The organism is Streptomyces ficellus, from assembly GCF_009739905.1.
GTDB lineage: Bacteria > Actinomycetota > Actinomycetes > Streptomycetales > Streptomycetaceae > Streptomyces > Streptomyces ficellus_A.
Genome location: NZ_CP034279.1, coordinates 4,368,251 through 4,394,251, shown reverse-complemented (window position 1 = coordinate 4,394,251; position 26,001 = coordinate 4,368,251). Strand labels below are relative to the sequence as shown.

Annotated in this window: 23 protein-coding genes, 1 pseudogene and 1 riboswitch; of the genes and pseudogenes, 5 read left to right on the top strand and 19 right to left on the bottom strand. The window is 73.1% G+C overall.

Annotation, left to right across the window (positions count from 1 at the left end; translation table 11 throughout):
• Nucleotides 1–21: 21 nt before the first annotated feature.
• The 13 genes and pseudogenes from EIZ62_RS19700 to EIZ62_RS19640 form a co-directional block, all read right to left on the bottom strand.
• The gene (locus tag EIZ62_RS19700) at nucleotides 22–1,365 is read right to left on the bottom strand and encodes an SAM-dependent methyltransferase (protein ID WP_156693968.1); all 1,344 of its coding nucleotides are present in this window, start codon (nucleotides 1,363–1,365) and stop codon (nucleotides 22–24) included.
• A gap of 245 nt (nucleotides 1,366–1,610) precedes the next feature.
• Nucleotides 1,611–2,993 carry an NAD(P)/FAD-dependent oxidoreductase gene (locus EIZ62_RS19695; protein ID WP_156693967.1) on the bottom strand — a complete coding sequence of 461 codons (1,383 nt, stop codon included), beginning with the start codon at nucleotides 2,991–2,993 and terminating at the stop codon, nucleotides 1,611–1,613.
• 382 nt (nucleotides 2,994–3,375) lie between these two features.
• Complete coding sequence (locus EIZ62_RS19690) at nucleotides 3,376–4,296, bottom strand: Ppx/GppA phosphatase family protein (RefSeq protein WP_156693966.1); 921 nt, start codon at nucleotides 4,294–4,296, stop codon at nucleotides 3,376–3,378.
• On the bottom strand, nucleotides 4,293–4,829 hold the full coding sequence (locus EIZ62_RS19685) for a DUF501 domain-containing protein (RefSeq protein WP_156693965.1): 537 nt from the start codon (nucleotides 4,827–4,829) through the stop codon (nucleotides 4,293–4,295). Before EIZ62_RS19685 ends, EIZ62_RS19690 begins: the two co-directional genes overlap by 4 nt.
• Nucleotides 4,830–4,843: 14 nt before the next feature.
• Nucleotides 4,844–5,314, bottom strand: a complete 471-nt coding sequence (locus tag EIZ62_RS19680) for an FtsB family cell division protein (protein ID WP_156693964.1) — start codon at nucleotides 5,312–5,314, stop codon at nucleotides 4,844–4,846.
• A gap of 95 nt (nucleotides 5,315–5,409) precedes the next feature.
• Nucleotides 5,410–6,690, bottom strand: coding sequence for a phosphopyruvate hydratase (gene eno / locus EIZ62_RS19675; protein ID WP_156693963.1), 1,281 nt, complete (start codon nucleotides 6,688–6,690; stop codon nucleotides 5,410–5,412).
• Between the two features lie 323 nt (nucleotides 6,691–7,013).
• The gene (locus tag EIZ62_RS19670; RefSeq protein WP_156693962.1) at nucleotides 7,014–7,700 is read right to left on the bottom strand and encodes a transglycosylase family protein; all 687 of its coding nucleotides are present in this window, start codon (nucleotides 7,698–7,700) and stop codon (nucleotides 7,014–7,016) included.
• A 3-nt stretch (nucleotides 7,701–7,703) separates the two neighbouring features.
• Nucleotides 7,704–7,880: riboswitch (cyclic di-AMP (ydaO/yuaA leader) on the bottom strand.
• A 260-nt stretch (nucleotides 7,881–8,140) separates the two neighbouring features.
• Nucleotides 8,141–9,142 (bottom strand): LysM peptidoglycan-binding domain-containing protein, encoded by a 1,002-nt coding sequence (locus EIZ62_RS19665; RefSeq protein ID WP_156693961.1) that lies wholly within the window; start codon nucleotides 9,140–9,142, stop codon nucleotides 8,141–8,143.
• 114 nt (nucleotides 9,143–9,256) lie between these two features.
• Nucleotides 9,257–10,510 (bottom strand): cytochrome P450 family protein, encoded by a 1,254-nt coding sequence (locus EIZ62_RS19660; RefSeq protein ID WP_156693960.1) that lies wholly within the window; start codon nucleotides 10,508–10,510, stop codon nucleotides 9,257–9,259.
• 18 nt (nucleotides 10,511–10,528) lie between these two features.
• Complete coding sequence (locus tag EIZ62_RS19655; RefSeq protein WP_156693959.1) at nucleotides 10,529–11,551, bottom strand: nucleoside triphosphate pyrophosphohydrolase; 1,023 nt, start codon at nucleotides 11,549–11,551, stop codon at nucleotides 10,529–10,531.
• Nucleotides 11,552–11,560: 9 nt separating this feature from the next.
• Nucleotides 11,561–12,196: a SurA N-terminal domain-containing protein gene (locus EIZ62_RS19650; RefSeq protein WP_156696496.1), complete on the bottom strand. Its 636-nt coding sequence runs from the start codon at nucleotides 12,194–12,196 to the stop codon at nucleotides 11,561–11,563.
• A gap of 91 nt (nucleotides 12,197–12,287) precedes the next feature.
• Nucleotides 12,288–12,707, bottom strand: a complete 420-nt coding sequence (locus EIZ62_RS19645) for a GtrA family protein (RefSeq protein ID WP_156693958.1) — start codon at nucleotides 12,705–12,707, stop codon at nucleotides 12,288–12,290.
• Nucleotides 12,704–13,029 (bottom strand): annotated as a pseudogene (locus EIZ62_RS19640) (glycosyltransferase); the annotation flags it as partial. The pseudogene EIZ62_RS19640 and the gene EIZ62_RS19645, both read right to left, overlap by 4 nt.
• 232 nt (nucleotides 13,030–13,261) lie before the next feature.
• Here EIZ62_RS19640 and EIZ62_RS32960 point away from each other — a divergent pair.
• The 3 genes from EIZ62_RS32960 to EIZ62_RS19630 are packed head-to-tail and all read left to right on the top strand — an operon-like array spanning nucleotide 13,262 to nucleotide 14,395.
• Complete coding sequence (locus EIZ62_RS32960) at nucleotides 13,262–13,384, top strand: hypothetical protein (RefSeq protein ID WP_425281832.1); 123 nt, start codon at nucleotides 13,262–13,264, stop codon at nucleotides 13,382–13,384.
• Complete coding sequence (locus EIZ62_RS32955) at nucleotides 13,381–13,566, top strand: hypothetical protein (RefSeq protein WP_156693957.1); 186 nt, start codon at nucleotides 13,381–13,383, stop codon at nucleotides 13,564–13,566. Before EIZ62_RS32960 ends, EIZ62_RS32955 begins: the two co-directional genes overlap by 4 nt.
• A 10-nt stretch (nucleotides 13,567–13,576) precedes the next feature.
• Entirely contained in the window at nucleotides 13,577–14,395 is an 819-nt protein-coding gene (locus tag EIZ62_RS19630) for a class I SAM-dependent methyltransferase (RefSeq protein ID WP_156693956.1), read from the top strand.
• Here the strand turns inward: EIZ62_RS19630 and EIZ62_RS19625 are convergent.
• The 3 genes from EIZ62_RS19625 to EIZ62_RS19615 all read right to left on the bottom strand — a co-directional run bounded on the left by EIZ62_RS19625 (nucleotide 14,390) and on the right by EIZ62_RS19615 (nucleotide 18,789).
• Nucleotides 14,390–15,922: a serine/threonine-protein kinase gene (locus EIZ62_RS19625; RefSeq protein WP_156693955.1), complete on the bottom strand. Its 1,533-nt coding sequence runs from the start codon at nucleotides 15,920–15,922 to the stop codon at nucleotides 14,390–14,392. The two genes, EIZ62_RS19630 and EIZ62_RS19625, sit on opposite strands and share 6 nt — an antisense overlap.
• Nucleotides 15,919–16,596 (bottom strand): hypothetical protein, encoded by a 678-nt coding sequence (locus tag EIZ62_RS19620; protein ID WP_156693954.1) that lies wholly within the window; start codon nucleotides 16,594–16,596, stop codon nucleotides 15,919–15,921. The genes EIZ62_RS19625 and EIZ62_RS19620 overlap by 4 nt, the downstream gene beginning before the upstream one ends.
• 147 nt (nucleotides 16,597–16,743) lie before the next feature.
• The gene (locus EIZ62_RS19615; RefSeq protein WP_244375816.1) at nucleotides 16,744–18,789 is read right to left on the bottom strand and encodes an N-6 DNA methylase; all 2,046 of its coding nucleotides are present in this window, start codon (nucleotides 18,787–18,789) and stop codon (nucleotides 16,744–16,746) included.
• 197 nt (nucleotides 18,790–18,986) lie between these two features.
• Between EIZ62_RS19615 and EIZ62_RS19610 the strand changes: the two genes are divergently transcribed.
• On the top strand, nucleotides 18,987–19,835 hold the full coding sequence (locus EIZ62_RS19610; RefSeq protein WP_156693953.1) for a DUF4190 domain-containing protein: 849 nt from the start codon (nucleotides 18,987–18,989) through the stop codon (nucleotides 19,833–19,835).
• Between the two features lie 87 nt (nucleotides 19,836–19,922).
• A complete protein-coding gene (locus EIZ62_RS19605; protein WP_156693952.1) occupies nucleotides 19,923–20,693 on the top strand; it encodes a hypothetical protein in 771 nt (256 codons plus the stop codon).
• 93 nt (nucleotides 20,694–20,786) lie between these two features.
• Here EIZ62_RS19605 and EIZ62_RS19600 read toward each other — a convergent pair whose 3' ends face one another.
• The 3 genes from EIZ62_RS19600 to mfd form a co-directional block, all read right to left on the bottom strand.
• Complete coding sequence (locus EIZ62_RS19600) at nucleotides 20,787–21,533, bottom strand: N-acetyltransferase (protein ID WP_156693951.1); 747 nt, start codon at nucleotides 21,531–21,533, stop codon at nucleotides 20,787–20,789.
• 74 nt (nucleotides 21,534–21,607) lie between these two features.
• Entirely contained in the window at nucleotides 21,608–22,354 is a 747-nt protein-coding gene (locus tag EIZ62_RS19595; protein ID WP_156693950.1) for an HNH endonuclease family protein, read from the bottom strand.
• A 65-nt stretch (nucleotides 22,355–22,419) separates the two neighbouring features.
• Nucleotides 22,420–25,950 (bottom strand): transcription-repair coupling factor, encoded by a 3,531-nt coding sequence (mfd, locus tag EIZ62_RS19590; RefSeq protein ID WP_156693949.1) that lies wholly within the window; start codon nucleotides 25,948–25,950, stop codon nucleotides 22,420–22,422.
• Nucleotides 25,951–26,001: the final 51 nt, after the last annotated feature.

The following is a 26,001-nucleotide window of genomic DNA, read 5'->3' as shown; positions in this document are numbered from 1 at the left end:
GGGGGCCCGGCCCTGGTCGTGTCAGCGCTCGCGGCGCTCGTTCCACGTCCGCGGGCGCAGCGGCATGCCGGAGGCCCCGTCGCCGGGCGTCCGCACGGCGAGGACCTGGTTGACGCCGATGCGGTTGCGCTCGAAGGCGACGGCGCAGGCGGCCATGTAGAGGTGCCAGACGCGGACGCGGCCGGGGGAGGTGAGCCGCTCGGCCTCGGACCGGCCCGCCTCCAGGTTGGCCACCCAGCGCCGCAGGGTGAGCGCGTAGTGCTCGCGGATCGCCTCGACGTCGCGGACCTCGAACCCGGCGTCCTCCAGGGCGGCGGTGGTGCGCCCGACGGGCGCGAGCTCGCCGTCGGGGAAGACGTACCGGTCGATGAACTCGTCGACGTGGTAGGCGGCTTCGTTCTTCTCGGGGCGGCGGGAGATCTGGTGGTTCAGCAGCCGGCCGCCGGGCCCCAGCAGGGCGTACAGGTGGTCGGCGTACTCCTGGAAGCGGACCCGCCCGACGTGCTCGGCCATGCCGATGGACGAGATCGCGTCGTACGGCCCGTCCCTGACGTCCCGGTAGTCCTGGACGCGGATCTCCACCAGGTCGGTGAGGCCCTCGCCGGCGACGCGTTTGCGGGCGTAGGCGGCCTGCTCGGTCGAGAGGGTGACGCCGACGACCCGGGCGCCGTAATCGCGGGCGGCGTGGACGGCCATCGAGCCCCAGCCGCAGCCGACGTCGAGGAGCCGGTCGCCCTCGGCGAGGGCGAGCTTGGCGCAGATGAGGTCGAGCTTGGCGGACTGCGCCTCTTCGAGGGTGCCGTCCTCCTCGTCCCAGTAGGCGCACGAGTAGACCATGGAGGGGCCGAGGATCAGCCCGTAGAAGTCGTTGCCGACGTCGTAGTGGTGGCTGATGGCCGCCCGGTCGCGCCGTCTGGTGTGGAGGGGGCCGGTGCGGCGTCTGACCTCCTCGACGGGCGGCGGGGGCGGCGGCCACGGCCCGGCGAGCCGGAGCAGGGACCGGGCGGCGGCGTGCAGCCGGGGGTCGCGCACCGCGCGCAGCGCCTGTGCCGCGCGTACGGCCCGGGCGGCGCGCACGGCGCCCGGGCTGCCCGCGCCGCGCTCCCAGACGAGGCCGGCGAGCCGGTCGAGGGCGTCGTACAGGTCGCCCTCCACGTCGAGCTCGCCCGCCACCCACGCCCGGACCAGTCCCAGCTCCCCCGGGCGCCACACCAGCCGCCGCAGCGCCCGGCGGTGGCGTACGACGAGGACGGGCGCACCGGGCGGCCCCGCTTCGCTGCCGTCCCAGGCGCGGATCCTGACGGGGAGCTCCACGCCCAGCAGGTCCTCGGCGAGCGTGGTGAGCCGCGACGCGGCGTCGGCCATGGTGCACACCTCCGTGATGAGGAAGCCCAGAAATGCTCACCACCACGAAAACATCCGGGGCGCGGGTACGCAGTCCCGAAACGAAGCAATACGACGGCGAAATGCGTGCCGTCCGCCCGCAGCGCGTCCGCTGACGCCCCCTCAGTCCACCGGAGGCGCCGCCGGGTGCCGGGCATGCCGAAGGGGCCGCCCGCACCACGGATGGCGGGCGGCCCCTTCGGTTCAGGAACCCGGGGGTCGTCGGGTCAGGAGGCCTTGGCCTTCTCCGGCTTCGACGCCGAGGCGGCGGCCGGGGCGGGCTTGGCGGCCTCGTAGAACTCCTCGCGCGGCGACTCGATGGCGCCGAGCGAGACGACCTCGCGCTTGAGGAACATGGCGAGCGTCCAGTCCGCGAAGACGCGGATCTTGCGGTTCCAGGTCGGCATGGCCATGCCGTGGTAGCCGCGGTGCATGTACCAGGCGAGACGGCCCTTGAGCTTGATCTTCACCTTGCCCATGACGATCATCGCGACGCCCTTGTGCAGGCCGAGACCGGCGACCGCACCCTTGTTGGCGTGGCTGTACTCCTTCTGCGGGAAGCCCCGCATGCCGGAGATCACGTTGTCGCCGAGGACCCGGGCCTGGCGCAGCGCGTGCTGGGCGTTCGGCGGGCACCAGGCGTTGGGGTTGCCGGCCTTGCGGCCGACGAGGTCCGGGACCTGGGCGTTGTCGCCGGCGGCCCAGATGTAGTCGGTGCCGTTGACCTGGAGGGTGGGCTCGCAGTCCACGTGGCCGCGGGGGCCGAGCGGCAGGCCGTAGCGGGCGAGCGCAGGGTTCGGCTTCACACCGGCGGTCCACACGATGGTGTTGGAGTCGACCTCGAGGCCGTTCTTCAGCACCACGTGGCCGTCGACGCAGGAGTCCATGGACGTGGAGAGGTAGACCTCGACCCCACGGCCCTCCAGGTGCTCCTTGCCGTACTTGCCGAGCTTGGGGCCGACCTCGGGGAGGATCTTGTCCGCGGCGTCGACCAGGATGAAGCGCATGTCCTCGCGCTTCACGTTCTTGTAGTACTTCGCGGCGTCGCGGGCCAGGTCCTCGACCTCGCCGATGGTCTCCGCGCCGGCGAAGCCGCCGCCCACGAAGACGAAGGTCAGCGCCTTGCGGCGGACCTCCTCGTCGGTCGTCGAGTCGGCCTTGTCGAGCTGCTCGAGAACGTGGTTGCGCAGGCCGATGGCCTCCTCGATGCCCTTCATGCCGATGCCCTGCTCGGCGAGGCCGGGGATCGGGAAGGTGCGGGAGACCGCGCCGAGCGCGATCACCAGGTAGTCGAAGGGCAGCTCGTACGCCTCGCCGACGAGCGGCGAGATCGTGGCGACCTTGCGGTCCTGGTCGATGGTGGTGACCCGGCCGGTGAGTACCTCGGCCTTGGGCAGCACGCGTCGCAGCGGGACGACGACGTGCCGCGGCGAGATGCTGCCGGCGGCGGCTTCGGGCAGGAAGGGCTGGTAGGTCATGTACGACCGGGGGTCGACGACCGTGACGGTCGCCTCGCCGTAGCGCATCTTCTTGAGAATGCGCCGAGCTGCGTACAGGCCTACGTACCCACCGCCTACTACGAGGATCCTGGGACGCTCCGTGGTGCTCATGCCATCGAGTATCCACCCGGTGGAGGGGGGTCGCTCGTGCGCCCCTTCACAAGGTCCGGGGAGACCTCTGCTACACTGCGCGGCCCGCGTGACCGAGGTCATGGCGCCGCAGGGGAACCACGGTGTATCGGAACACGTTGTTCACCCCCGTTGAACTGGGACGGCGAGCACCTTTTAACCGTGGAGCGCCACCGGAGTTCACGCCTGCGAAACACAGACGAGGATGGCGTCCACACCTGCGAAAGGGCCCTGTAAGGGGCTCCGGAGGCCTTTGCGGCCCTCTCCGACCCCCCTCAGGGCCCTTTCTCTTGTGAAGAACTTCACGAACTTTCCCGACGGACTGTCCGACAGGCCGCCCCACGGGTCGTCCGGGGCGCCCGGATCAGACCAGCGACAGGGCGATTCCGTCCAGAATGTCGTGTTCGGAGACGACCACCTCGCGGGCCCCGGTGCGCTCCATCACGGCCCGCAGGACCAGCGCTCCGGCGACGATGACGTCCACCCGGCCCGGGTGCATCACCGGGACGGCGGCGCGCTCGTCGTGCGTCGCCGCCAGCAGCCGCTCGGTGACCTCGGCGACCTGCTCGTAGGAGATCCGCGACCGGTGGATCGCGGCCGAGTCGTACGCGGTGAGCCCCAGGGCGATCGCGGCGACCGTGGTCACCGAACCGGCCAGCCCGACGAGCGTCTCCGCCTCCCGCAGCGGGACCGACTCCTCCGCAAGGTCCAGCGCCGCCTCGATGTCGGCGCGGATCGCCGCCACCTCCGCCGCGGAGGGCGGGTCGCTGCGCACATGACGCTCGGTCAGCCGTACGCAGCCGATGTCGACCGACCGGGCCGCCCGCGCGTGGGTGCGGCCGACCACGAACTCGGTGGACCCGCCGCCGATGTCGACGACCAGGTACTCGCCGCCAAAGGAGTGCTCCAGCTCGTTCGTCGCGCCGGTGAAGGAGAACTCCGCCTCCTGGTCACCGCTGATCACCTCGGGCTCCACGCCCAGGATGTCCACCACGCCCCGGACGAAGTCGTCGCGGTTCTCGGCGTCGCGCGAGGCCGACGTCGCCACGAACCGCAGCCGCTTCGCCCCGTACTCCTCGACCACGGCGGCGTACTCGCGGCACGCGGCGAAGGTGCGCTCCAGCGCCTCGGGCGCGAGCCGTCCGGTGCGGTCGACGTCCTGGCCGAGCCGCACGATCGTCATCCGGCGGTCGAGGTCGGTGACTTCGCCGGTGGCGGGGTCGACGTCGGCGACCAGGAGGCGGATGGAGTTCGTACCGCAGTCGACGGCGGCGACGCGGGTCACGCGCCGGCCTCCTCGTCCCGGTGGGCCGTGACGCAGGGGCCCTTGGCCCACCACTCCGGCAGCATCGCGATCGCCTCGTCGCCCAGCGGGTTCACGCCGGGACCGGCCGCCAGCGAGTGGCCGACCAGGACGTGCAGGCACTTCACGCGGTCCGGCATGCCGCCGGCGCTGGGGAAGCCCTCCAGGACCTCGATGGCGTCACGGCGGGCGATGTAGTCCTCGTGCGCGGCGCGGTAGGCGGCGGCGAGCTCCGGGTCGGCCTGGAGCCGCTCGGTCATCTCCTTCATGACGCCGTTCGCCTCCAGCGTGCCGATCGCGGAGGCCGCGCGCGGGCAGGTGAGGTAGTACGTCGTCGGGAACGGCGTACCGTCCGGGAGCCGCGGCGCGGTCTCCACCACGTCGGGGTTGCCGCACGGGCAGCGGTGCGCGATGGCGCGCAGGCCGCGCGGCGGACGGCCGAGCTGTTCCTTGAACGCCGCGACGTCCGCCTCGGTGGGCTCGGTGCGTTCGGTCTGCGGAGGGGGCGTTTCCATGCCTGCCTTGGGTTCTACTTGCGGTCGGTGCGGTCGGCGGTGTCCACGCCGTCCCAGAGGTTGGAGTACCAGGGGCGGTCGGCCGCGCCCTGGTCGGTGCGGCGCTGGCGCACCGCGTCGGGGTCGATGACCGTGTATCCGGTCTCCCCGGGGAGTACGTAGTGCAGGTGCTCGCGGGCCAGGCGCTTGACGTACGCGTCGTCCCGCAGCCGGGCCTTCTCGTCGCGCAGCCGTTCGACGCGTTCGCTCGCCTCGGCCGCCAGCCGTTCCTGGTCGGCGATCTCGGCGCGCTGGGACACCCATTGGCGCATCGGGTAGGCCAGGGCGACGACCAGGGAGCAGACGACCAGCGCGAGGAACGCCGCGCGGCCGGTGAGCCGGGAGCGGCGGGCCTGCCGGCGGGTCTGGGAGCGGTAGACACGGGCGGCGGTCTGCTCGCCGAGCAGCCGCAGCCTGGTCGCGGTGGAGAACCGGTCCCGGGCCATGTGTTGTACCCGCCTCCCCTTGCCCGTTACGTACGTACGTCCCCGGACACGGTACGGGACCGTGGCCGGGGACGTACGGAGGCTGCCGCGGAAGATCAGCCCTTGAAGCGCGGGAAGGCCGAGCGGCCCGCGTACACGGCCGCGTCGTCGAGGATCTCCTCGATGCGCAGCAGCTGGTTGTACTTGGCGACGCGCTCGGAGCGGGCCGGGGCGCCGGTCTTGATCTGGCCGCAGTTGGTGGCGACGGCCAGGTCGGCGATGGTGACGTCCTCGGTCTCGCCGGAGCGGTGCGACATCATGCACTTGAAGCCGTTGCGCTGGGCCAGCTCGACGGCGTCCAGGGTCTCGGTGAGCGAACCGATCTGGTTGACCTTGACCAGCAGCGCGTTGGCGGCGTTCTCGTCGATGCCGCGGGCCAGGCGCTCCGGGTTGGTGACGAACAGGTCGTCGCCCACGAGCTGGACCTTGGCGCCCAGCTTGTCGGTGATGGTCTTCCAGCCGTCCCAGTCGTCCTCGAACAGCGGGTCCTCGATGGAGACCAGCGGGTACGCCTCGACCAGCTCGGCGTAGTAGTCCGTCATCTCGGCGGCCGAGCGGGACTTGCCCTCGAACTCGTACGAGCCGTCCTTGTAGAACTCGGACGCGGCGACGTCGAGCGCCAGGGCGATGTCCTTGCCCGGGGCGTAGCCGGCCTGCTTGATGGCCTCGAGGATGAGGTCGAGGGCGGCGCGGTTGGAGTCGAGGTTCGGGGCGAAGCCGCCCTCGTCGCCCAGGCCCGTGGAGAGGCCCTTCTCCTTCAGGACCTTCTTCAGGGTGTGGTAGACCTCGGCGCCCCAGCGCAGGGCCTCGGAGAAGGACTCGGCGCCGATCGGCGCGATCATGAACTCCTGGATGTCCACGTTGGAGTCGGCGTGCGAGCCGCCGTTGAGGATGTTCATCATCGGAACGGGCAGCAGGTGCGCGTTCGGGCCGCCGAGGTAGCGGAAGAGCGGCAGGTCGGACGCCTCGGAGGCGGCGTGCGCGACGGCGAGGGAGACGCCGAGGATGGCGTTGGCGCCGAGCGACGACTTGTCCGGCGTGGCGTCCAGGTCGAACATCGCCTGGTCGATCAGCCGCTGCTCGGTGGCGTCGTAGCCGACGAGCTCCGGGCCGATCTGCTCGATGACGGCGAGGACGGCCTTCTCGACACCCTTGCCGAGGTAGCGGTCCTTGTCACCGTCGCGGAGCTCGAGGGCCTCGAACGCTCCGGTGGAGGCACCGGACGGGACGGCAGCACGGCCGGTGCTGCCGTCGTCGAGGCCGACCTCGACCTCGACCGTGGGGTTGCCTCGGGAGTCCAGGATTTCCCGGGCTACGACGACGTCGATGGACGGCACGAGCATCTCCTTCTGGGATGTGACGCAAAATGTGACGCGTGCGGTGCAGGGTCTCTTTGGCCTTGCGGCAAGAGCCTAACCGGCCGGGGAGCCGGTACCGGCCGACGCCCGCCTCCTGGGACGAAAAAGCGTTCACCAGGCCGCATTACGGACAGAACACCGCGAAACTTACCGGCCGGTAGCCTCGGTGTGCGGGGGCCCGCTCAGGGGTGCGCCCCAGTTGGGCCGCTCGGGCCGGTGGGCCCGGCCGGGCCGGTCGCGGAAAAGCCCCGGCCCGGCGCGCGGGGGAAGGACGCGCCGGGCCGGGGTGGTCCCGCCGGGGGTCAGCTCAGGTGGAGCTGCTGGCCCACGTAGATCAGGTCGGCGTCGTCGACGATGTCCTTGTTCAGCTCGAACAGCTTCTCCCAGCCGCCGGCGACCTTCTTGTCGGCGGCGATGGTGCTGAGGGTGTCGCCGGCCTTCACCTTGTACTCGCCGTCGCCCTTCTCGACCTTCTTGCCGGTCGGGGTGGTGACGGTCTTCGGCGCGGCCTTCTCCTCGGCCTTCGGCGCGGTGCGCTGCTCGCTGCGCGTGGTGGGCTGCTCGGCCTCGCGCTCCACCTTCGGCTGGGCGGGCTCGGCGGCGGCGCCGTCGTTGGCGGCGTTGGACAGGCCGACGCCGCAGCTCGGCCAGGCACCCTTGCCCTGGCCCGCGAGGACCTTCTCGCCGATCTCGATCTGCTGGGCCTTGGAGGCCTGGTCGGCCGTCTGGGCGTAGGCCGTGCCGCCGTACGCGGCCCAGGTGGAGGCCGAGAACTGCAGGCCGCCGTAGTAGCCGTTGCCGGTGTTGATGGACCAGTCGCCGCCGGACTCGCACTGCGCGACCTGGTCCCACTCGGCGGTGGTGGCGGCGGAGGCGGTCGTGGCGCCCATCAGCGGGGCGGCGACGGCGGCACCGGTGATGCCGGCGAACGCGGCGAATCGGACGGCCTTGGAGGGGCGACGGTGCTTGGCCTTGCCGGAAAACAGCATGGGACATCTCCTCACCGACGCCTGCGAGGTGAGCTGTCGGGTTCGGGCGTGAGCTGCCCGGCCGCGCGGCACCTTCCGTGCGCGCGGCTTCACCCCAAGCCGGTTCCGCGCCATGTCTCCATGGCCCGGGCCCGGCACTTACCTTGGGTCCCCCGCTCCTGCCTTCGGCGCGTGACGCGACGACTGTTCCCGTCGGCCGGCGGCAGGATTCGGCGTTCCGGTCGATGGGGCCCGCGGTGGCGAGCGGTCACGACCGTAGACACAGACGTCCCCGAAGTTCAAAGACGGACATCCGGGTCAATCAGCCCTTACAGACCTCGCCTTGACGGGCGTTTACGCAGGTGAAGGGCGGATTGTGCGATTCGGTCCACCGCTCTGCGCCAACGAGGCCGAAGAGATTCATATCTCACTGGCGCAGAAGCGGACATACAGTCTGATACTTACGGCTGATCCGCCGTCAGTTCCAGGCTCTGACCGGGGACGATGAGGTCCGGGTCGCCGCCGACGGCGTCCTTGTTGGCCTCGTAGAGCGCCGGCCAGCCGCCCGGGACCTCGTTCTCGTCCGCGATGGTCCAGAGGTTGTCGCCGGGGCGCACCGTGTACGCGCCGGGCTCGACGCTGCCCGGGTCGCGCGAAGCGCCGTCGCCCCGCGAGGGGTGGCCGTCCGCTTCGCGGCCGTTGCCCGAATTGCCGGGCTCGGTGGGCGCGGTGGGGGTGGCGGTGCTGCCGTCCCCGGAGGCGGCCGGAGCGGCGGGCTCGGCGGGCGTGGCGGGCGTGCTGGAGGCCGGGGCGCCGGGGGTGGCGGGGGCGGCGGGCTCCGTGCCCGGCGTCTCTTCCTTGGCGGCCTCGCCACGGTGCTTGCCGGTGCCGGGCGCGGGGCTCTGCGGGGTGGCGGGCGCCGAGGGTTCGGGCTGCCCGGGCAGGAGCGACCCGACCGGGTCGTCCGACGGCCGCGGGGCCGCGGGCGCGTCCGGGCCCTCGAGCGTCTCGGTCGGGTCGGACGCCTCGGGAGCCGCCTCGGTGGCGCCGGCGGACGGCGCGGTGGGGTCGGCCGTGGTGGACCCGGCGGCGCCGCCGAGCCCGGCGATGGGCGCGCAGGTCTCCCACGCCTTGACGCCGGTCGCCGCGTACACCTTCTCGGCGACGGCGATCTGGGCGGTGCGGCTGGCGAGGTCGGGGCGTGCGGCGTGGGTGAGGCCGCCGTACGACTCCCAGGTCTCCTGGGACATCTGGAGGCCGCCGTAGAAGCCGTTGCCGAGGTCGGCGCTCCACATGCCGCCGGACTCGCACTCGGCGACGCGGTCCCACGTGGCGGCGTCGGCCGCCGACGCGGAGCCCGCGCCGAGCAGCGGGAGCGCGATGGCGGATCCGGTCACCCCTGCCGCGACGACGATGGCGGGGGCTTGACGGGGTCGTCGGTGCCGGCCGTTCCCGGAGCGCATGCGGTGCTGCCTTTCGCGTGACTGCTGAGGTGACGGTGAACGTAGCGGCATTCGAACGTCAGTCACAAGTCGATGCACTACAGATCACGCGAATATCACAGACCTGACGCACCGTCAGTGGATATCGGCCCCAAAAGGGGTGAACTCGACGGGGAGCGTACGCAGTCCACGCATAATGAGCCCACCACGCCACCGCAAATCGGCCGGATCCACCGCAAGGCTCAGATCGGGCAACCGGGTCAGCAGCGTGGCGAGCGCGGTCTGCCCCTCCAGCCGGGCGAGCGGCGCGCCGAGGCAGTAGTGGATGCCGTGCCCGTACCCCAGGTGCTGGTTGTCGCGCCGCGCCAGGTCGAGCGTGTCCGGCTCGCCGAACCGCTCCGGGTCCCGGTCGGCCGCGGCGAGGACGACGAGCACGGGGTCGCCGGCGGCGATCCGCTCGCCGCCGAGGGTGAGCGGCTCGGTCGCGAACCGCCACGTCGCCAGCTCCACCGGCCCGTCGTAGCGCAGCAGTTCCTCCACCCCGGTCTCCAGCAGCCCGCGCTCGCCGGTGGCCAGGGACGCCTGGAGGCGCTCGCGCTGTCCGGGGTTGCGCAGCAGCGCGTACACCCCGTTCCCGATCAGGTTCACGGTGGTCTCGAAACCCGCGAAGAGGAGGATGAACGCCATCGCGGCGGCCTCGTTCTCGGTGAGGTGCTCGCCGTGGTCGGAGGCCCGGATGAGTCCCGAGATGAGGTCGTCGCCCGGTTCGTCCCGCTTGCGGTGGATCAGCTCGGCGAGGTACCCGCGCATCTTCTTCACCGACCGCGCGACCCCGCCCCGCGGGCCTCCCCCGTGCCGGATCATCATCCCGGCCCAGTCGCGGAAGTCGTCCTGGTCCTCGCGCGGCACGCCCAGCATGTCGCAAATGGCGTAAATGGGGAGCGGGAAGGCGAAGTCGTGGATGAGGTCCGCGCTCCCCTTTGTGACGAAGTTGTCGATCAGCCCGTCGGTCAGCTCCTGCACGCGCGGGGCGAACTCGGCGACGCGCCGCGGTGTGAACGCCTTGGACACCAGCCGGCGCAGCCGGGTGTGGTCCGGCGGGTCGATGTTGAGCAGGTGCGTCATCAGCTCGGCCTTGCGCTCGCCGGGGATGCCGGTCTTGCCCTTGGCGTGCGCGGGCTCGTCGTGATGGGCGGGGTTCTTGCTCAGCCGCTGGTCGGCCAGCGCCTGCCGGGCGTCCGCGTACCGCGTCACCAGCCAGGCCTCGACCCCGCTGGGCAGCCTGGTGCGGTGCACGGGCGCGTGCTCGCGCAGCCAGGCGTAGGCGGGGTACGGGTCGGTCGCGAACTCCCAGGTGAAGAGTTCGGGCGGGGTGTTCGGGTCGCTCACGCCCCCGACGTTAACCCGTCAGGACGGCTGCCCCGCCGCCTCGGCCGTGCGGATGGCGTCGCGGTAGGCGCGGCCCGCCGCGCGCAGGGCGGCCTCCGGGTCGACACCGTCCGCCTCCGCGCGTACGGCGAGGGCGAGCAGCTCGTAGCCGATGCCGTCGCCGGCCGGGAGGGCGACGTCCAGACCGGCGGTGCGAACCCGGCTCGCGAGCTTGGCGGCCAGCGCGAGGCCCGGCTGGCCGAGCGGGACCCCGTCGGTGACCGACGCGCGCCGCTTCTCGATCGCCTTGGTCCGCAGCCAGTGCTCCTTGACCTCCTCCGGCGTCTCGGCGCGCTCCTCGCCGAAGACGTGCGGGTGGCGGTGGATGAGCTTCTCGACGATCGTGCCTGCCACGTCGTCGACGGAGAACGGCTCCTCCTCGTGCTCCTCGGCGATCCGGGCGTGGAACACCACCTGGAGCAGGACGTCCCCCAGCTCCTCGCGCAGCTCGTCGCGGTCGCCGTCCTCGATGGCCTCGACGAGCTCGTACGCCTCCTCGATGCCGTACTTGGCCAGGCCCTCGTGCGTCTGCCGGGACGACCAGGGGCACTCGCGGCGGATGCGGTCCATCACCTCGACGAGGTCCAGCAGCCGGGCCCCCGGCAGGTCGTACGAACCGGGCAGCAGCTCCAGGTCGGGCATCGCGACCCGGCCGGAGCCCGCCAGCCGGGCCAGCCCGTCCGTCAGGGCGCCGTCGCCCTCGCCGGCCGCCACCACGACGACCGTGCGGCCCCCGGCGCAGGCGTCGACCAGCTCCCGCGCGGTGGGCGCGGCGATCTCCACGGTGACGCCCGCCTCGCGCAGGTACGGCAGCTGGGGGTGCGCGTCGTCGGCGCACAGGACGCGGTCGGCGTCGTGCAGCGTCCGCCACGCGGACCAGGACAGCAGCCCGGGTGCCACGCGGTGGCTGGCGGTCAGCAGGACGACGCGGCCGGGGGCGCCGGACGCGCCGGGGCCGTCTGCGGAGGAGGTGTCGGGGGTGTCGGGGCTGTCGGCGTTCACCCCTCGAACCTACATCTGCTGCTGCCCGCTCGACCGGCGGAGCCAGGGTGCGCTGTACTCGCCGAGCTGGATCTTGTCGTTGTCCCACGTGCCGTACCGCGGGTTCACATCGATGTCGAGTGCCTTGGACGCCGCGGCGAAGACCTGGGTCAGCTTCTGCTGCCCCTCCGGGGTGTTCCCCGCGCCCAGCTTCGCGGCGACCTTGTTCATCAGCACGTTGCGCCGCACCACGCCGTCGATCTCGTCGGGCGCGACGCCCTGCTGCTGGAGCAGCATCGCGGCGAGCTGCTCCTCGCCGCCGCTCTCGGCGGCCGCGGCCCGCCGGGTCTCCTGGACCTCCTTGCGGCTGACGGTGATCCCCTCGTCGGCGGCGACCTTCTCCACCACCCGGTCGAAGATCAGGCCGTTCAGCTTCTGGCGGTTCAGGTCGCCGGTGGCCTCGATCAGCTGCTTCGCCTGCGGGGACGCCTCCTGGGCGCTGCGTACGTCCCTGACCTGGGCCTGGAGGGCGGCCACCTCGATCCGGTCGCCGTCGACGACGGCCGCGGCGCCCGGGTGGGTGTCGCTTCCGCAGGCGGCCAGGAGGGGTGCCGCGGCGATGAGCGCGGCGGAGACGGAGAGCGCGGTGCGACGGCGGCGATGCAGGCGGTGCAAAGGAGCCTCCCGGCGTGGGTCGTGCGTCAGTGTGAACGACCTTGCGGTGATCGATGGTAGGCAGTGAAGGTGGCTCGGGCCACTACTTCGAGGCGACTGCTTCGATCAACGAGTCACGGGTCCGGGGAGTCTCGGGCCGGAGCATGATCGTCCGCGAGACGACGAACGTGATCGGGATGGCCGCCGCGGCGGCCACCAGTGGGGCCCAGCGGCTGGAGAAGCCGGCCACGTCCACCAGGAGCCACACGCCGCTCGTGGTGATCACGAAGTTGGCGGCGTTGGTCAGCGGGAACAGCAGGAACTTCCGCCAGGTGGGGCGGGTCCGGTAGGTGAAACGGCAGTTCAGGAAGAACGACCCGGTCATGGAGAGCAGGAAGGCGACGACGTGGGCGGCCACATAGGGCAGGCCCACGGCCAGGAACAGCAGGTAGAAGCAGTAGTACGTGGCGGTGTTCACCACGCCCACCAGCGCGAACCTGACGATCTGGCCGCGGACGGTCATCGGCGTACGAGCTCCCCACGGGGTCGGTGGTGCGGTACGGGCGTGTTGGTCGCCTTCACCAGGAAGTGCGGGCGGCGTTTCACCTCGTAGTAGATACGGCCCACATACTCCCCGACGAGTCCCAGCATCACCATCTGCACCCCGGCGAGTGCCGTGACCGTCACCAGCAGGGTGACATAACCGGGGGTGTCGACCCCGTTCACCAGGGCGGCACCGACGATCCAGGCGGCGTACGCGCCGGCCAGGGACACCAGCAGGAGTGGAGCTTTCCGAACGTCCATGCCGAGCGGCCGCGCTCACGCGGGACGTTCTCGTACTCGAAGGCGCGCTGCCCCTGGTGACGGTCCGTCCGGATGGCCCGGAACCCCGCTACGGGGCCTCGCCGTTCCGCGACCAGGAACTGCTGCTCGGCGCCCGCGTCTACGACCTGCCCGCCGACGGCACGTGCCCGGTCGGCACCGACGTCCACCTGTGGGCGCCGGACTTCACCGGGACGGCGCGCCTCGGCGGCGCGGGCGCACCGCGCGGTGGCGGTGCACGTCACCGGCGACGGCGTGCGCGCCGACCTTCCGCCGGGCGCCCGGGGCACCGCCGTCCTCGCGGCGCCCCGGATCGCGGGCTGGCGCTGCGAGGGGCGGCCCGCCGGGTCGTACGGCGGCTGGTCGCCGTGGCGGTGAGCGGCCGGAAGACGTCCGTGGCGTGCGCGTTCCGCCCGCCGGGGCTGCGGGCGGGGGCGGCCGCGGCGGCCGTGGCGCTCGTCGCGCTGGTGGCCGCGGGCACCGCCCGACGCCTGCGCGCCACCAAGACTTCACCGCCGCACCACCGTGACGTGACCCGGGCGGTGGTCCCCGCGGCGTAGCTTGCCGCGCATGCCCTCTCTTCTGAGCAACCGGCTGGCGAAGCGGGTCCTGCGCCCGGCCTTCGCCCTGGTCGAGCAGCGCATGGAGCGTGCCACCTCCGCGTTCCAGACCGACCTCGACGCCCTGCACCACGCGGTCGCCGACCTGCGCCGCCAGAGCTACGGCCTCGGGCTGCTGCTCGACCGGGCCGGTCGCGACGGGCACCGGATGCCCACCGCGACCCAGGTCGACGTTCTCGTCCGGGAGGTGCGCGCCGTCACCGGCGGCGACGGCGAGCGGACCCGGCACGACGTGACCGTCGCCTACCGCCACCTCGTGGCGCTGGAGGCGCTCGGGGCGGGCGGCCTGCCCGGCACGGTCTCCGACGTGTGCGGCCGGCTGGCGGCCGTCCCGCTGCTCGCCCCGCCCAACGGCGACGTCCTGGAGATCGGCACCCTGCACGGGCTGTTCGGCGCCGGGCTGCAACGGATGCTGCGGCGCGGCGGTGTCGAGGCGCGGCTGACGGTCGTCGACCCGCTGGACGGCCCGCCCGCCCGGGAGGACGTGGTGCGCGGCAACCTGGCGCTGGGCGGCGGGGCGGGGGCGGCGGACGCGGTGCGCATCGCGCGGGGCGGCTTCGGCGACGCGGCCGTGCGGGAGCGGATCGCCGACCGCCGCTACGGCGTGCTCGTGGTGAACGGCGACCACGACCTGGCGGCCGTGCGCGACCTGGCGGCGCCCGGGGCGGTCGTCGTCCTCGGCCCGGACGCCGGCCCCCGCCCGCCGGGCCTCACCGGCCTGGGCCGGATCGCCGACTCGGTCTACTGCCGGGCGGCCACGGCCTCATAGCCCGCGCATGCGCTGCTGGCGGTCCAGCGCGCGGCGCAGCTCGGCCGGGAGCGGGTGGTACGGCCCGTACACCCGCTCCGTGTCGTACAGCAGGTTCTGGAGCTGCTGGTGGGCCGCCGTGTGGTCGCCCATGGCGAGCAGCAGGTGCCCGATGCGGTGCCGGATGTCGAAGGCTCGGCCGCCCTGGTCGGTGCCGGCGGACTGGCTGCCGGCGTAGTACGGGAGCACCGCGCGGTACTCGGCGAGCGCGGCGGCCGTCTCGCCGAGCTGCTCCAGGCACAGCGCGGCGTCGTACCGGAACTGCAGCGCCTGCGGGTCGGCCGGTCCTGCCTCGGCCTCGCGGTCGTCGGCGAGGCGCCGCAGCTCGGGCAGGGCGCGCCGGTACTGGCCGTCGTCCATCAGCGTCGTCGCGTACTGCTTGCGCAGGATCCGGACCACCGGGGAGTGTTCGCCGTGCTCGGCGGCGGCCGCCGGGAGGATCGAGCCGAGGAGGTCGACGGCCTGGGTGATGCTGCCCTCGCCGAGCAGCCGTTTCACCTCCTCGACGGCGGCGGCCACGTCGGGCCGGGACACCGGGGGCGGCGCGGTGGGCGGCGGCGGTACGGGCGCGGGCGTGGTGACCCGGTCGGGCCACGGGGCGTGCGGGCGGACGAAGGGCCGGGTCGGGTCGAGCGGCCCGGTGGTCGCACCGCGGGCGGGCAGCAGCGGGACGAGGGCCTCGTAGACCTCCTGCGCGCCGGACGGGCGGGCCTGCGGGTCCTTGGCGAGCAGCCGCAGGACCAGGGCTTCGAGCGCGTCGGGGATCTCCGGGCGCAGCTGGCGCACGGGCAGCGGCGGCTCGTACAGGTGCCGGTGCAGGACGCCGAGGGCGGTCGAGCCGGCGAAGGGCACCTGGCCGCTGAGGAGTTCGTGGAGCAGCGCGCCGAGCGCGTACAGGTCGGTGTACGGGCCGACGGCGCCGCCCATGGCCTGCTCGGGCGCCATGTAGGCGGGGCTGCCGATGGGCGAGCCGGTGTGCGTGAGGCGGGTGGTGTCGGTGTCGATGACGGACGCGACGCCCAGGTCGAGGACGGTGACCGTGCCGTCGGGCTTCACCATGACGTTCCGCGGCTTGAGGTCGCGGTGGACGATCGGCACCGCGTGGACGGCGGCGAGCACGGCGCACAGCTGGGCGGCGACGGACACCGCCCACTGCCACGGGTAGGGGTCGTGCTCGGCGAGGTGGTCGGCGAGGTCGGCGCCCTCCACGTACTGCATGACCAGGAACAGGTCGTCGCCGTCACTGCCCGCGTCGTGCACGGTGACCAGGCCGGGGTGGGAGACCTGGGCGGTGACGCGGCACTCGCGGACGAACCGGCGGCGCATCTCCTCCGCGGCGGTGGCGGCGGCCATGCGGTCGGGGCGCAGCAGCTTGACGGCGACCCGGCGGTCGAGCCGCCCGTCGTAGGCGGTCCAGACCTGCCCCATGCCGCCCTGGCCGATGACGGTGGACAGTTCGTACCGCCCGGCGATGACCCGTCCGTTCACCGGCCCTCGTCCCGGGGGTCGCGGTCGCGCGGTTCGCTGCGCAGGAGGTCGCTGAGCTCGTCGAGCTCGGCGCGCACCTGGTCGATGCGCTGGGGCGTGGGCTTCGGGGCGGGAGGGGGCGTCTGGTGGGGCTGGTGGGGCGCCTGTTGCGGCTGGTGGGGCGGCTGGGGCGGCGGGGTCGGATGCTGGGGCTGGGTCTGGTGGTGCGGCGGCTGGTGCGGCTGGGTGTGCTGCGGCCGGGTCTGCTGCGGCGGTGCGGCGGGCGGGTAGCCGTAACCGGTGGGCCGCGGCGCGCCGTAGAGCGGGGCGGGCCCGGCGGTGGCGCTCCCGTAGTGCCGGATCTCGGCGATCAGGTAGTAGACGGTGACGCCGAGGATGGTGATCACCGTCCAGGTCAGGAAGGCGATCGCCGCCCCGTCGCTGATCTCCTGGTTCTCGTCGGTCGGGGTGGCCGCCACCAGGAAGGCGAACATGCCGATGGCGGACAGCGTCACGACGCAGAACAGGATCCAGTCGAGGGCCCTGCGGGTGACGACGGCGAGCCGCAGCAGCGGCGTCCAGGCGAGGAAGCCGCAGCTCAGCACGGTGAGGGCCACGAAGAGCGTGCGCAGGACGACCAGCGTGCCGTCGGCGGTACGCCCTGGCTGGGGCGGTGCGTGGCCGTGGCCGTGCATTACTGCTCCTGGATGACGTGTGCCGACCCGGCGAGTCGGACGAGAGGACGAGCGTATACATCGACACCGACAGCGGCGCCGGGGTTGTACGGAACCGTTGTCGAACTGATCACGCGGCGCCGCCCGGGCCGTCGGCGGGCCGTTCCGTCAGGCCTCGACCGTGCCGTCCGTCAGCCCGTCGTACATGCCCCGCACCAGCCGCTCGCCCAGCCGCCCCGCGAGGCGCAGCGCCTCCTCGAACTCGGCGAGCGCCCGGAACCGCTCGCCGTAGCGCTGCTGTTCGGCGAGCGGGAGGCGGGGCAGCTGGAGGCGCCGGACGTCCAGGCGGGTCGCGGTGGACGCGTAGCTGCTGGCCTGGCGGTTGTTGGCGGTGCCGCGCAGGAAGCCGGCCAGGAACCAGGGGTCGAGGGCGGCCGGGTCGGGGCGCAGCAGCTGGAGGTTGCGGCCCAGGGCGGCGCCCTCGGTGGCGGCGTCGGCGACCCGGGCGATCGAGCCGCCGCCGAGGACCGGTACGACGACGTCACCGGCGCGGACGAGCACCGGCTCGTCGCCGCCGCCCTCGGGGAGGGTGCCGGAGGGGGGCCGGCCGGCCAGGACGTCCTGTTCGGTGAGGACGGCGACCGGGCCGGTGGCGGTGCCGGAGCCCGTGAGCAGCTCCAGGGCGCCGGTGCGGGCGAGTTCGCCGACCGTGACGCCGGGCAGGCGGGCGGGTCCGGGGTGCGGGGAGGTGCGGGCGGGCGGCGGGGTGAGCTCGCCGGTGCGGCGCAGTACGGCGGTCAGCCGGTCGCGCACTCCGGCCAGTTCCTCGGCTCCGCCGGCGGCGGCCGGGGGCGGCAGGTGGCGGGCGGGGGCGAGGTCGACGTCGTCGTCGAGGAGTTCGATGACGGGGACGGACCGGTGGGCGCCGGGCCGTTCGGTGACCGTGCCGTGTTTGTCGAAGGGCGTCCACGCGTCGAGCACGGCGGTGTGGACGGCCGGCCAGTCGAGCTTGTCGCGGCCCGCGTCGGTGTGCTCGGAGGTGTCGACGAGCAGCAGTTCCGGTGAGGCGGGGGCGCCCGCGACGGGCTTGCGCAGCACCCACAGGTGGAGCGGGACGCCGTACGGGGGCGCCGCCCCCGCCGGGAGGGCGACGACCGCCCGCAGCGCGCCGCGGCGCAGCAGGTCGGCCCGGATGCGGCGGCCGGAGCGGCGGGAGGCGGCCGCGGGCGGCATCAGCAGGACGGCGGTGCCCCCGGGGCGCAGCCTGGCCAGGGCGTGCTGGACCCAGGCCAGTTCGGACTCGGTGCGGGCGGGGAAGCCGTACTCCCAGCGCGGGTCGTAGGCCAGCTCCTCGTGGCCCCAGTTGCGTTCGTTGAAGGGCGGGTGGCAGAGCACCGCGTCGGCGGCCAGCTGCCCGAACGCGTCGGCGCGCAGCGCGTCGCCGGCCCGGGCGCGCACCTCGGCGCCGGACTGGAGGGCCAGCCGCAGGGCGGTGAGCGCGGCCAGGTCGCGGTCGGTCTCCTGGGCGTACAGGGCGGCCGGGCCGGGGACGGCGCGCAGCAGGGCGCCGGTCCCGCACGCGGGGTCGAGGACGGTGGCGGCGGGGACGGTGGCGGCGGGCGCGGCGAGTTCGGCCATGAGGGAGGCGGGGCCGGGCGGGGTCAGCGTGTACTGGCGGGGGTTGGCGTCCAGGTGGCGGCCGAGGAGGAACTCGAAGGCCTGGCGGGCGCCCGCCCCGGCGGCGAGCTCGGTGGCGGACCGCAGCAGGGGGACGGAGGGGGCGAGTTCGGCCGGGCGGGGGGTGGGGACGGTCCGGTCGGTGCCGAGGCGCAGCGTCAGGACCTCGTCCAGCGCGGCGGGCAGCAGTTCGGCCAGGCGCTCGTCGGAGACCGCGCTCAGCTCCAGCCAGCCGCTGGGCCGGTCCCGTACGAGGAGGAGGGCGCAGCCCGCGTGGAGGAGGGCGGTGACGGCTCCGGCGGGGTGTCCGGCGACGTGCTGCCAGACGCGTTCGCGCAGCGGAACCTCGGCGAGCTTGCCCTGGGCGCGCAGCCACCGCTCGACGTCGGCGAGGGCGAAGGACGGACTGGTCTCGGTGCCCCCGACGGGCTTGGGGAAGTCGGCGTGCCTGCGCCGCCAGTTGCTGACCGCGGCACGCCCCACTCCGGCGAGCCGGGCGATCCCGGCCGCGGTCACCTCTGCTGCGTTGTCCGGCACCGGCCGACTCCCTTCCCTCTGCTGCTGTGGCGCCGATCCTACAACCGAGCACAGGACGAACCCCTTCACAGTGTGAGCCGATCTCAACTTTGTGAACCGTGTTGACTCGGTTCACAGCCTCTGGTCTTATTGACCCGTCGCCGCACGGGGCAGCTGTGAAGCCCCGAACCCACCCATGCACGGTCCGAGGGGGACCCATGTCCGACTTCACGCAGCAGCCCCAGAACCAGCACGGCAGCCACCAGCCCTACCCGGGCCCCTACGGCGGCGCGCCGGCACCACAGCCGCAGCCGGTCCGCAACGGACTCGGTACGGCGGCGCTCGTGCTCGGTGTCATCGGCGCCCTGGCCGGTGTGATCCCCCTGCTGTTCTGGGTGGCCGGCGTGCTCGGCGTCCTGGCCCTGATCCTGGGCCTCTCCGGCCGGGGCCGGGCGAAGAGGGGCGAGGCCGCCAACAAGGGCGTGGCCACGGCCGGCGCGGTGCTCGGCCTGGTCGCGATGATCCTCTCGGTCGTCGGCGCGGTGATCGTGTTCAAGGCCGCGAGCGACGTCGTCGAGGAGGTCGACAAGGCGCTGGACAGTGCCAGCACGGCGCCGAAGGACCCGTCCACCGCCGAGAGCGGCGCCCCCGCGGCGGAGGAGACGCCCGACGGCAAGCCGCTGGCCGCCGGCGACGCCTCCGTCTACGACGACGACCTCCAGGTGAGCGTGTCCGCACCGAAGCCCGTCGAGGCCGGCGAGTACGCCATCGGCCACACCGAGGGCAACAAGGTCTACGAGGTCTCGATCGTCGTCGAGAACGGCGGCAAGAAGGCGTTCGCCAGTGACTCCCTCGCCGTCAGCGCCCGGGCCGGCGCGGAGGGCGCGACCGCCGAGGAGATCTTCGACGGCGACACGTACGGCAAGGGCTTCACCGGCACCGTCCTGCCCGGCAAGAAGGCCACCGTGAAGTACGCCTTCGACGCCCCCGCCGACGCCAAGACCCTGACCGTCGAGGTCACCCCCGGCTTCGACTACAACCCCACGCAGTGGGAGCTCACGCTCTAGGTCGTGTCGCGCCCCTCCCCCTCCCCACCCCCTTTCACCTCTTCACCCCATCACCCCTTCACCCTTCACCCCCGGAGTCGTCACCCCATGTCTGCCACCACCCGTCGCGCCCTGAAGGTCTCCCTCGTGGCCGCCCTGTGCACGTCCGCCGCCCTCGGCCTGAGCGCCTGCGGCCCCACCGGCACGGCGGGCGCCAAGGCGGAGGAGAAGGGCCCCTTCCCGGGCCTCTCGGGCCAGCAGATAGCCAATAAGGCCATCAAGGCGACCAAGTCGGCCACCTCCCTCACACTCGACGCCGACCTCACGACGGAGGACGGCCGGACGAAGACGTTCCTGGCCCTGGACACCAAGGGGCAGTGCGCCGGCACCGTCACCCTGGGCGCCACCGGCACCATGGAGATCCTCCGCACCGGGGGGCTCGCCTACCTGCGCTTCGACGAGGCGTTCCTGCGCGACCAGAACGAGGGCTCCTCGCCCGAGGAGACGGAGGCCGTGCTCACCATGCTCAAGGGCCGCTGGGTGAAGACGGACATCGACGACCCGGAGGCCAAGGACAGCCTGGGGATGTGCGAACTCAACACGCTGCTGTCCGAGTTCGAGACCGGCCGCAACGCCGCCGAGCGCGGCGAGGAGACCACCGTCAACGGCAAGAAGGCCCTGACCCTCACCGAGAAGGACGGCGCCACGACGTACAAGATCTACGTCGCCACCGAGGGTGAGCCGTACCTGCTGAAGGTCGACGTGAAGGGCGGCGACGAGCCGGGCACGATGTCGTTCCTCGACTACGGCAAGCCCGTTCCGGCCAAGAAGCCGGCCGAGAAGGACATCGTGGACCTGGACGCGCTGGGCGCGGAGTAGAGGGACCGACGGGGGGAACGCGAGGAGCCGGACGGGCCGTCGGAGGGGACGGCCCGTCCGGCTCCGCCGTGTGCGCACCGCACACGGCGGAGCTCAAAGCCGGTGGCGCACCCACACGTTGGGCTCGACGTACACGGCGTACCCGCTCGACGCCTCGCACCGCACCGGCGCCAGCGCGCCCTCCACCTCCACCGGGCCGTCCGTGTCGAACGGCAGCCCGGTCCACTCCCGCCAGCGCTCCACCGAGTGCGCGATCGTCATCGAGGCGGGCGCCACCGCCTCCACGACCCCGCCCGCGCGGACGTGGACCCGCAGCCAGGGGTCGTGCGGCAGCCCGTCCTCCGGCCGCGTACGGAACGCGTACTCGTGCATCGGCGTCCCGGCCTCCAGGTGCTTGCCGCTGGGGCGGACCGGTGCGACGACCTCGCGGAAGCCCATCCGCGCCGCGTTGTCCCGCATGGCGGCCAGCATCCGCGCCGACACGCCCTTGCCCTGGACACGGGTGTCGACGGCGATCTCGATCGCGCTCACCGTGTCGGGGATGCGCCCGTGCCGCCGGTCCGAGAACGCCCACAACAGCACCTGGTCCCAGCCGGTCGCGGGCAGGTCACCGCGCCCCTGCGCCCGCAGCTGGAACGGAACGCTGAACCCGCGTGCCACGACCGCCCCCTCGGCGTCGGTGGCGACGAGCACGTACTCCGGCAGCTCGGTGACGATCCGGCCGATGTTGGCCCAGCCGATGGGGTCGTGGCGCATGAACTCCGGCCACAGGTCGAGCATGTCCCAGAGGGTGCCCTGGAGTTCGGGCCGCTCGGCGAGCGTCGTTATGTGCAGTTCCATCCGGGCAGGCTAAACAGCCCGGCGCGCCGCGCCCAACGGGTTTATCGCCCGCACCGGCTCATCCGCCGCACGGTTCAGCCGCCGCACTGCGCCAGCATCGTGCGCCGGTCCGCCGCCGTCACGGCCAGCCGGTACTTCTTCGCCACCTGCGCGAACCGCACCGCGTACGCGCACCGGACGGCCTTGTGCGGCGGCAGCCAGGACGCCGGGCCCGAATCGCCCTTCCGGCCGTTCGTCGCGCCGTCGACCGGCAGCAGGTTCAGCGGATCGTTCGCCAGCTGTTCGCGGGTGCGCTCCGGCCAGCGCGAGGCGCCCATCTGCCAGCTGTACGACAGCGGTACGACGTGATCCACCTGCACGTCCGCCGCCTCCGCCTTCTTCCAGGCGATGTCCTTGCCGGTGTAAGGGTCGTGCAGCGTCATCGCCACCACCACGCAGTCGGAACCGGACCGGAAGCGCACGTCCTGCCCGTCGCGGCGCAGGAGGTCGTTGCGGGTGTCGCAGCCGTTGCGCGCCAGCGGCACGCCGTCGGCGGTGTCCATCCAGGCGTAACCGAACTCGTCCCGGTCGTAACCGGTCCTGGCCCCGCGGCCTTTGACGGGGAGCGCCTCGACGAGCCGCCGCGCCGCCGCCCGGTCGGCGTCGGTCGTGAGGGGCGCGAGTCCCGGCTTCGTACCGTCGGGGTTGTCGAGCGGCCCGGCCGCGCGCGTGCCGGACGACGGGCCGTGCGCCGGGGAGGCGTCGTCCAGCACGCCGCACCCGGCGGCCAGGGGCGCGGCGAGGGACAGGGCGAGGGCGGCGGCCCGGAGCGTACGGCGCATCCCCGCATCGTAGGCCCGCGCCCCGGGACCGTCGCAGGCCCTACGCCCCGGCGCCCGCCCCCGGTCTACGAACCCAGGATCGTCGTGAGGAACTCGCCCGTCCACGCCAGCAGTTCGCGGCCCACCACCGGCTTGCCGCCGATCTTGCCCGTGGTGGGGCGCGGCACCAGGATCTGGTGCGTGGGCGCCTTGATGACCGTGCGGGGGTAGAGGCGCTTGAGGCGCAGCTCCTGCGACTCGCGCAGGTCCACCGGGGCGAAGCGGACGTTCGGCCCCTGGAGGACGATCTCGCCGACGCCGCACGCGCGGGCCAGCATCCGCAGGCCGGCGACCAGCAGCAGGTTCTCCACCGGTTCGGGGAGCTTGCCGTAACGGTCGGTGAGCTCCTCGCGGACCGCCGCGATGTCCTCCTCCGTGTTCGCGGAGGCGATCGCCCGGTACGCCTGGAGCCGGAGCCGCTCGCCGGGCGCGTAGTCGTGCGGGACGTGCGCGTCGACCGGCAGCTCGATCTTGACCTCCAGCGGCGGCTCCTCCTCGACGCCGCCCTCCAGGGAGGCCCGGTAGTCCGCCACCGCCTCGCCCACCATGCGGACGTACAGGTCGAAACCGACGCCCGCGATGTGGCCGGACTGCTCGCCGCCGAGCAGGTTGCCCGCGCCGCGGATCTCCAGGTCCTTCATCGCCACGTACATGCCGGCGCCCATCTCGGTGTGCTGGGCGATCGTCGCGAGCCGCTCGTGCGCGGTCTCCGTCAGCGGCTTCTCCGGCGGGTAGAGGAAGTACGCGTAGCCCCGCTCGCGGCCGCGGCCCACCCGGCCGCGCAGCTGGTGCAGCTGCGAGAGGCCGAAGTTGTCGCCGCGCTCCACGATCAGGGTGTTGGCGTTGGAGATGTCGATGCCGGACTCGACGATCGTCGTGGAGACCAGCACGTCGAACTTCTTCTCCCAGAAGTCCACGACCACCTGTTCCAGGGCCGACTCCGACATCTGGCCGTGCGCGGTCGCGATGCGCGCCTCGGGCACGATCTCGCGGAGGCGGGCCGCCGCCCGGTCGATGGACTCGACCCGGTTGTGGATGTAGAAGACCTGGCCCTCGCGCAGCAGCTCGCGGCGGATCGCCGCGCCGATCTGCTTCTCCTCGTACGGGCCGACGAAGGTGAGGACCGGGTGCCGCTCCTCCGGCGGGGTGGTGATGGTCGACATCTCGCGGATGCCGGTCACCGCCATCTCCAGCGTCCGGGGGATGGGGGTGGCGGACATGGTGAGCACGTCGACGTTGGCGCGCAGCTTCTTCAGCTGCTCCTTGTGCTCGACGCCGAAGCGCTGCTCCTCGTCGACGATGACCAGGCCCAGGTCCTTGAACTTCGTCTCCGAGGAGAACAGCCGGTGCGTGCCGATGACGATGTCGACCGCGCCGTCCTTCAGCCCTTCCAGCGTGGCCTTGGCCTCCGCGTCGGTCTGGAACCGGGACAGGGCCCGCACGACGACCGGGAACTGGGAGTACCGCTCGGAGAACGTGCCGAAGTGCTGCTGCACGAGCAGCGTGGTGGGCACCAGGACCGCGACCTGCTTGCCGTCCTGCACCGCCTTGAACGCGGCCCGCACCGCGATCTCCGTCTTGCCGTAGCCGACGTCGCCGCAGATGAGGCGGTCCATGGGGACCGTCTTCTCCATGTCCTCCTTCACCTCGGCGATGGTGGACAGCTGGTCGGGCGTCTCCGCGTAAGGGAAGGCGTCCTCCAGCTCCCGCTGCCACGGGGTGTCCGCGCCGAAGGCGTGGCCGGGGGCGGCCATCCGGGCGCTGTACAGCTTGATCAGGTCGGCGGCGATCTCCTTGACCGCCTTCTTCGCCCGCGCCTTGGTCTTGGTCCAGTCGGCGCCGCCGAGCCGGTGGAGCGTCGGCGCCTCGCCACCGACGTACTTGGTGACCTGCTCCAGCTGGTCGGTCGGGATGTAGAGGCGGTCACCGGGCTGGCCGCGCTTGGCGGGCGCGTACTCGACGAGGAGGTACTCGCGGGTGGCGCCCTGGACGGTGCGCTGCACCATCTCGATGTAGCGGCCCACGCCGTGCTGCTCGTGGACGATGTAATCGCCGGTCTCCAGGGTCAGCGGGTCGATCGTCTTGCGGCGCCGCGTGGGCATCCGCTGGCCGTCCTTGCCGGCCGCCTTCTGGCCGGTCAGGTCGGTCTCGGTGAGGACCGCCAGCCGCAGCGCCGGGTCGACGAAGCCGTACTCGACCGCACCGCACGCCACGTGCACCAGGGACGGCTCGATGTCCTTCAGGTCCTTGTCGAGGCGGGCCGCGATGCCCTCGCCGCCCAGCACCTCGACCGTACGGGCCGCGGGGCCGTGCGCCTCGGTGACGAACACCGTGCGCCAGCCGTCCGCCAGCCAGCCCTTGGTGTCGGCGAGCGCCCGGGCGGTGTCGCCGCGGTACGACTCCGGGGCGTGCATGCCCAGCTTGAGCGTGTCATCGTCCAGCTCGTCGTCCGCCGCGAACGGCGACACCGACCACCACATCATGCCCAGCTCGCGCGCCCGGTCCCGGACGTCCGCGATGCCCCACAGCGACGCCGCGCCGACGTCGATCGGCGCCTGACCGCCGCCCGCGGTCGCCGCCCACGAGGCGTGCAGGAACTCCTGGGAGGTGGCCACCAGGTCGGCGGCCCTGGTCCGCACCCGCTCCGGGTCGCACACCACCGCCATGGCGCCCTTGGGCAGCACGTCGAGCAGCAGCTCCATCTCGTCCACCAGGACGGGCGCGAGGGACTCCATGCCCTCCACGGCGATCCCCTCGGCGATCTTGCCGAGCAGTTCCCCCAGCTCCGGGTGGGCCTCGGCCAGCGCCGCCGCCCGCTCCCGGACGGAGGCCGTCAGCAGCAGCTCGCGGCACGGCGGGGCCCACAGGCCGTGTTCGGCGATCTCCAGGGACCGCTGGTCGGCGACCTTGAAGTACCGGATCTCCTCGACGTCGTCGCCCCAGAACTCGACGCGCAGCGGGTGCTCCTCCGTCGGCGGGAACACGTCCAGGATGCCGCCGCGCACCGCGAACTCGCCGCGCTTCTCGACCAGCTCCACGCGCGCGTACGCCGCCGCCGCGAGGCCCTCCACCACCTCGTTCAGGTCGGCCTGCTGCCCGGTGCGCAGCGCCACGGACTCCAGCTCGCCCAGGCCCTTGACCTGCGGCTGGAGCACGGAGCGCACGGGTGCGACGACGACCGACACGGGGCCGGCCGCCGGGTCGTCCGGCGACGGGTGGACGAGCCGGCGCAGCACGGCCAGGCGGCGGCCCACGGTGTCCGAGCGGGGCGAGAGGCGCTCGTGCGGCAGCGTCTCCCACGACGGGTACTCCACCACGGTGTCCGGGTCCAGCAGGCTGCGCAGCGCGGCCGCCAGGTCCTCCGCCTCCCGGCCCGTCGCCGTCACCGCGAGCACCGGCCGGCCCGCGTCCCGGGCCAGCGCGGCGAGCGCGAAGGGACGCGCCGCGGGCGGGCCGACCAGGTCGACGTGGGCCCGGTGGCCGTCTGCGGCGGCGCCGACCGCTTCGGCGAGGGCGGGGTCCTTGACGACGGCGTCGAGCAGACCGTGCAAGCTCATGAAGGCTTCCATCCGGGGTGTGGGGCAACGCGAAGGGCCCGACACGTCTCA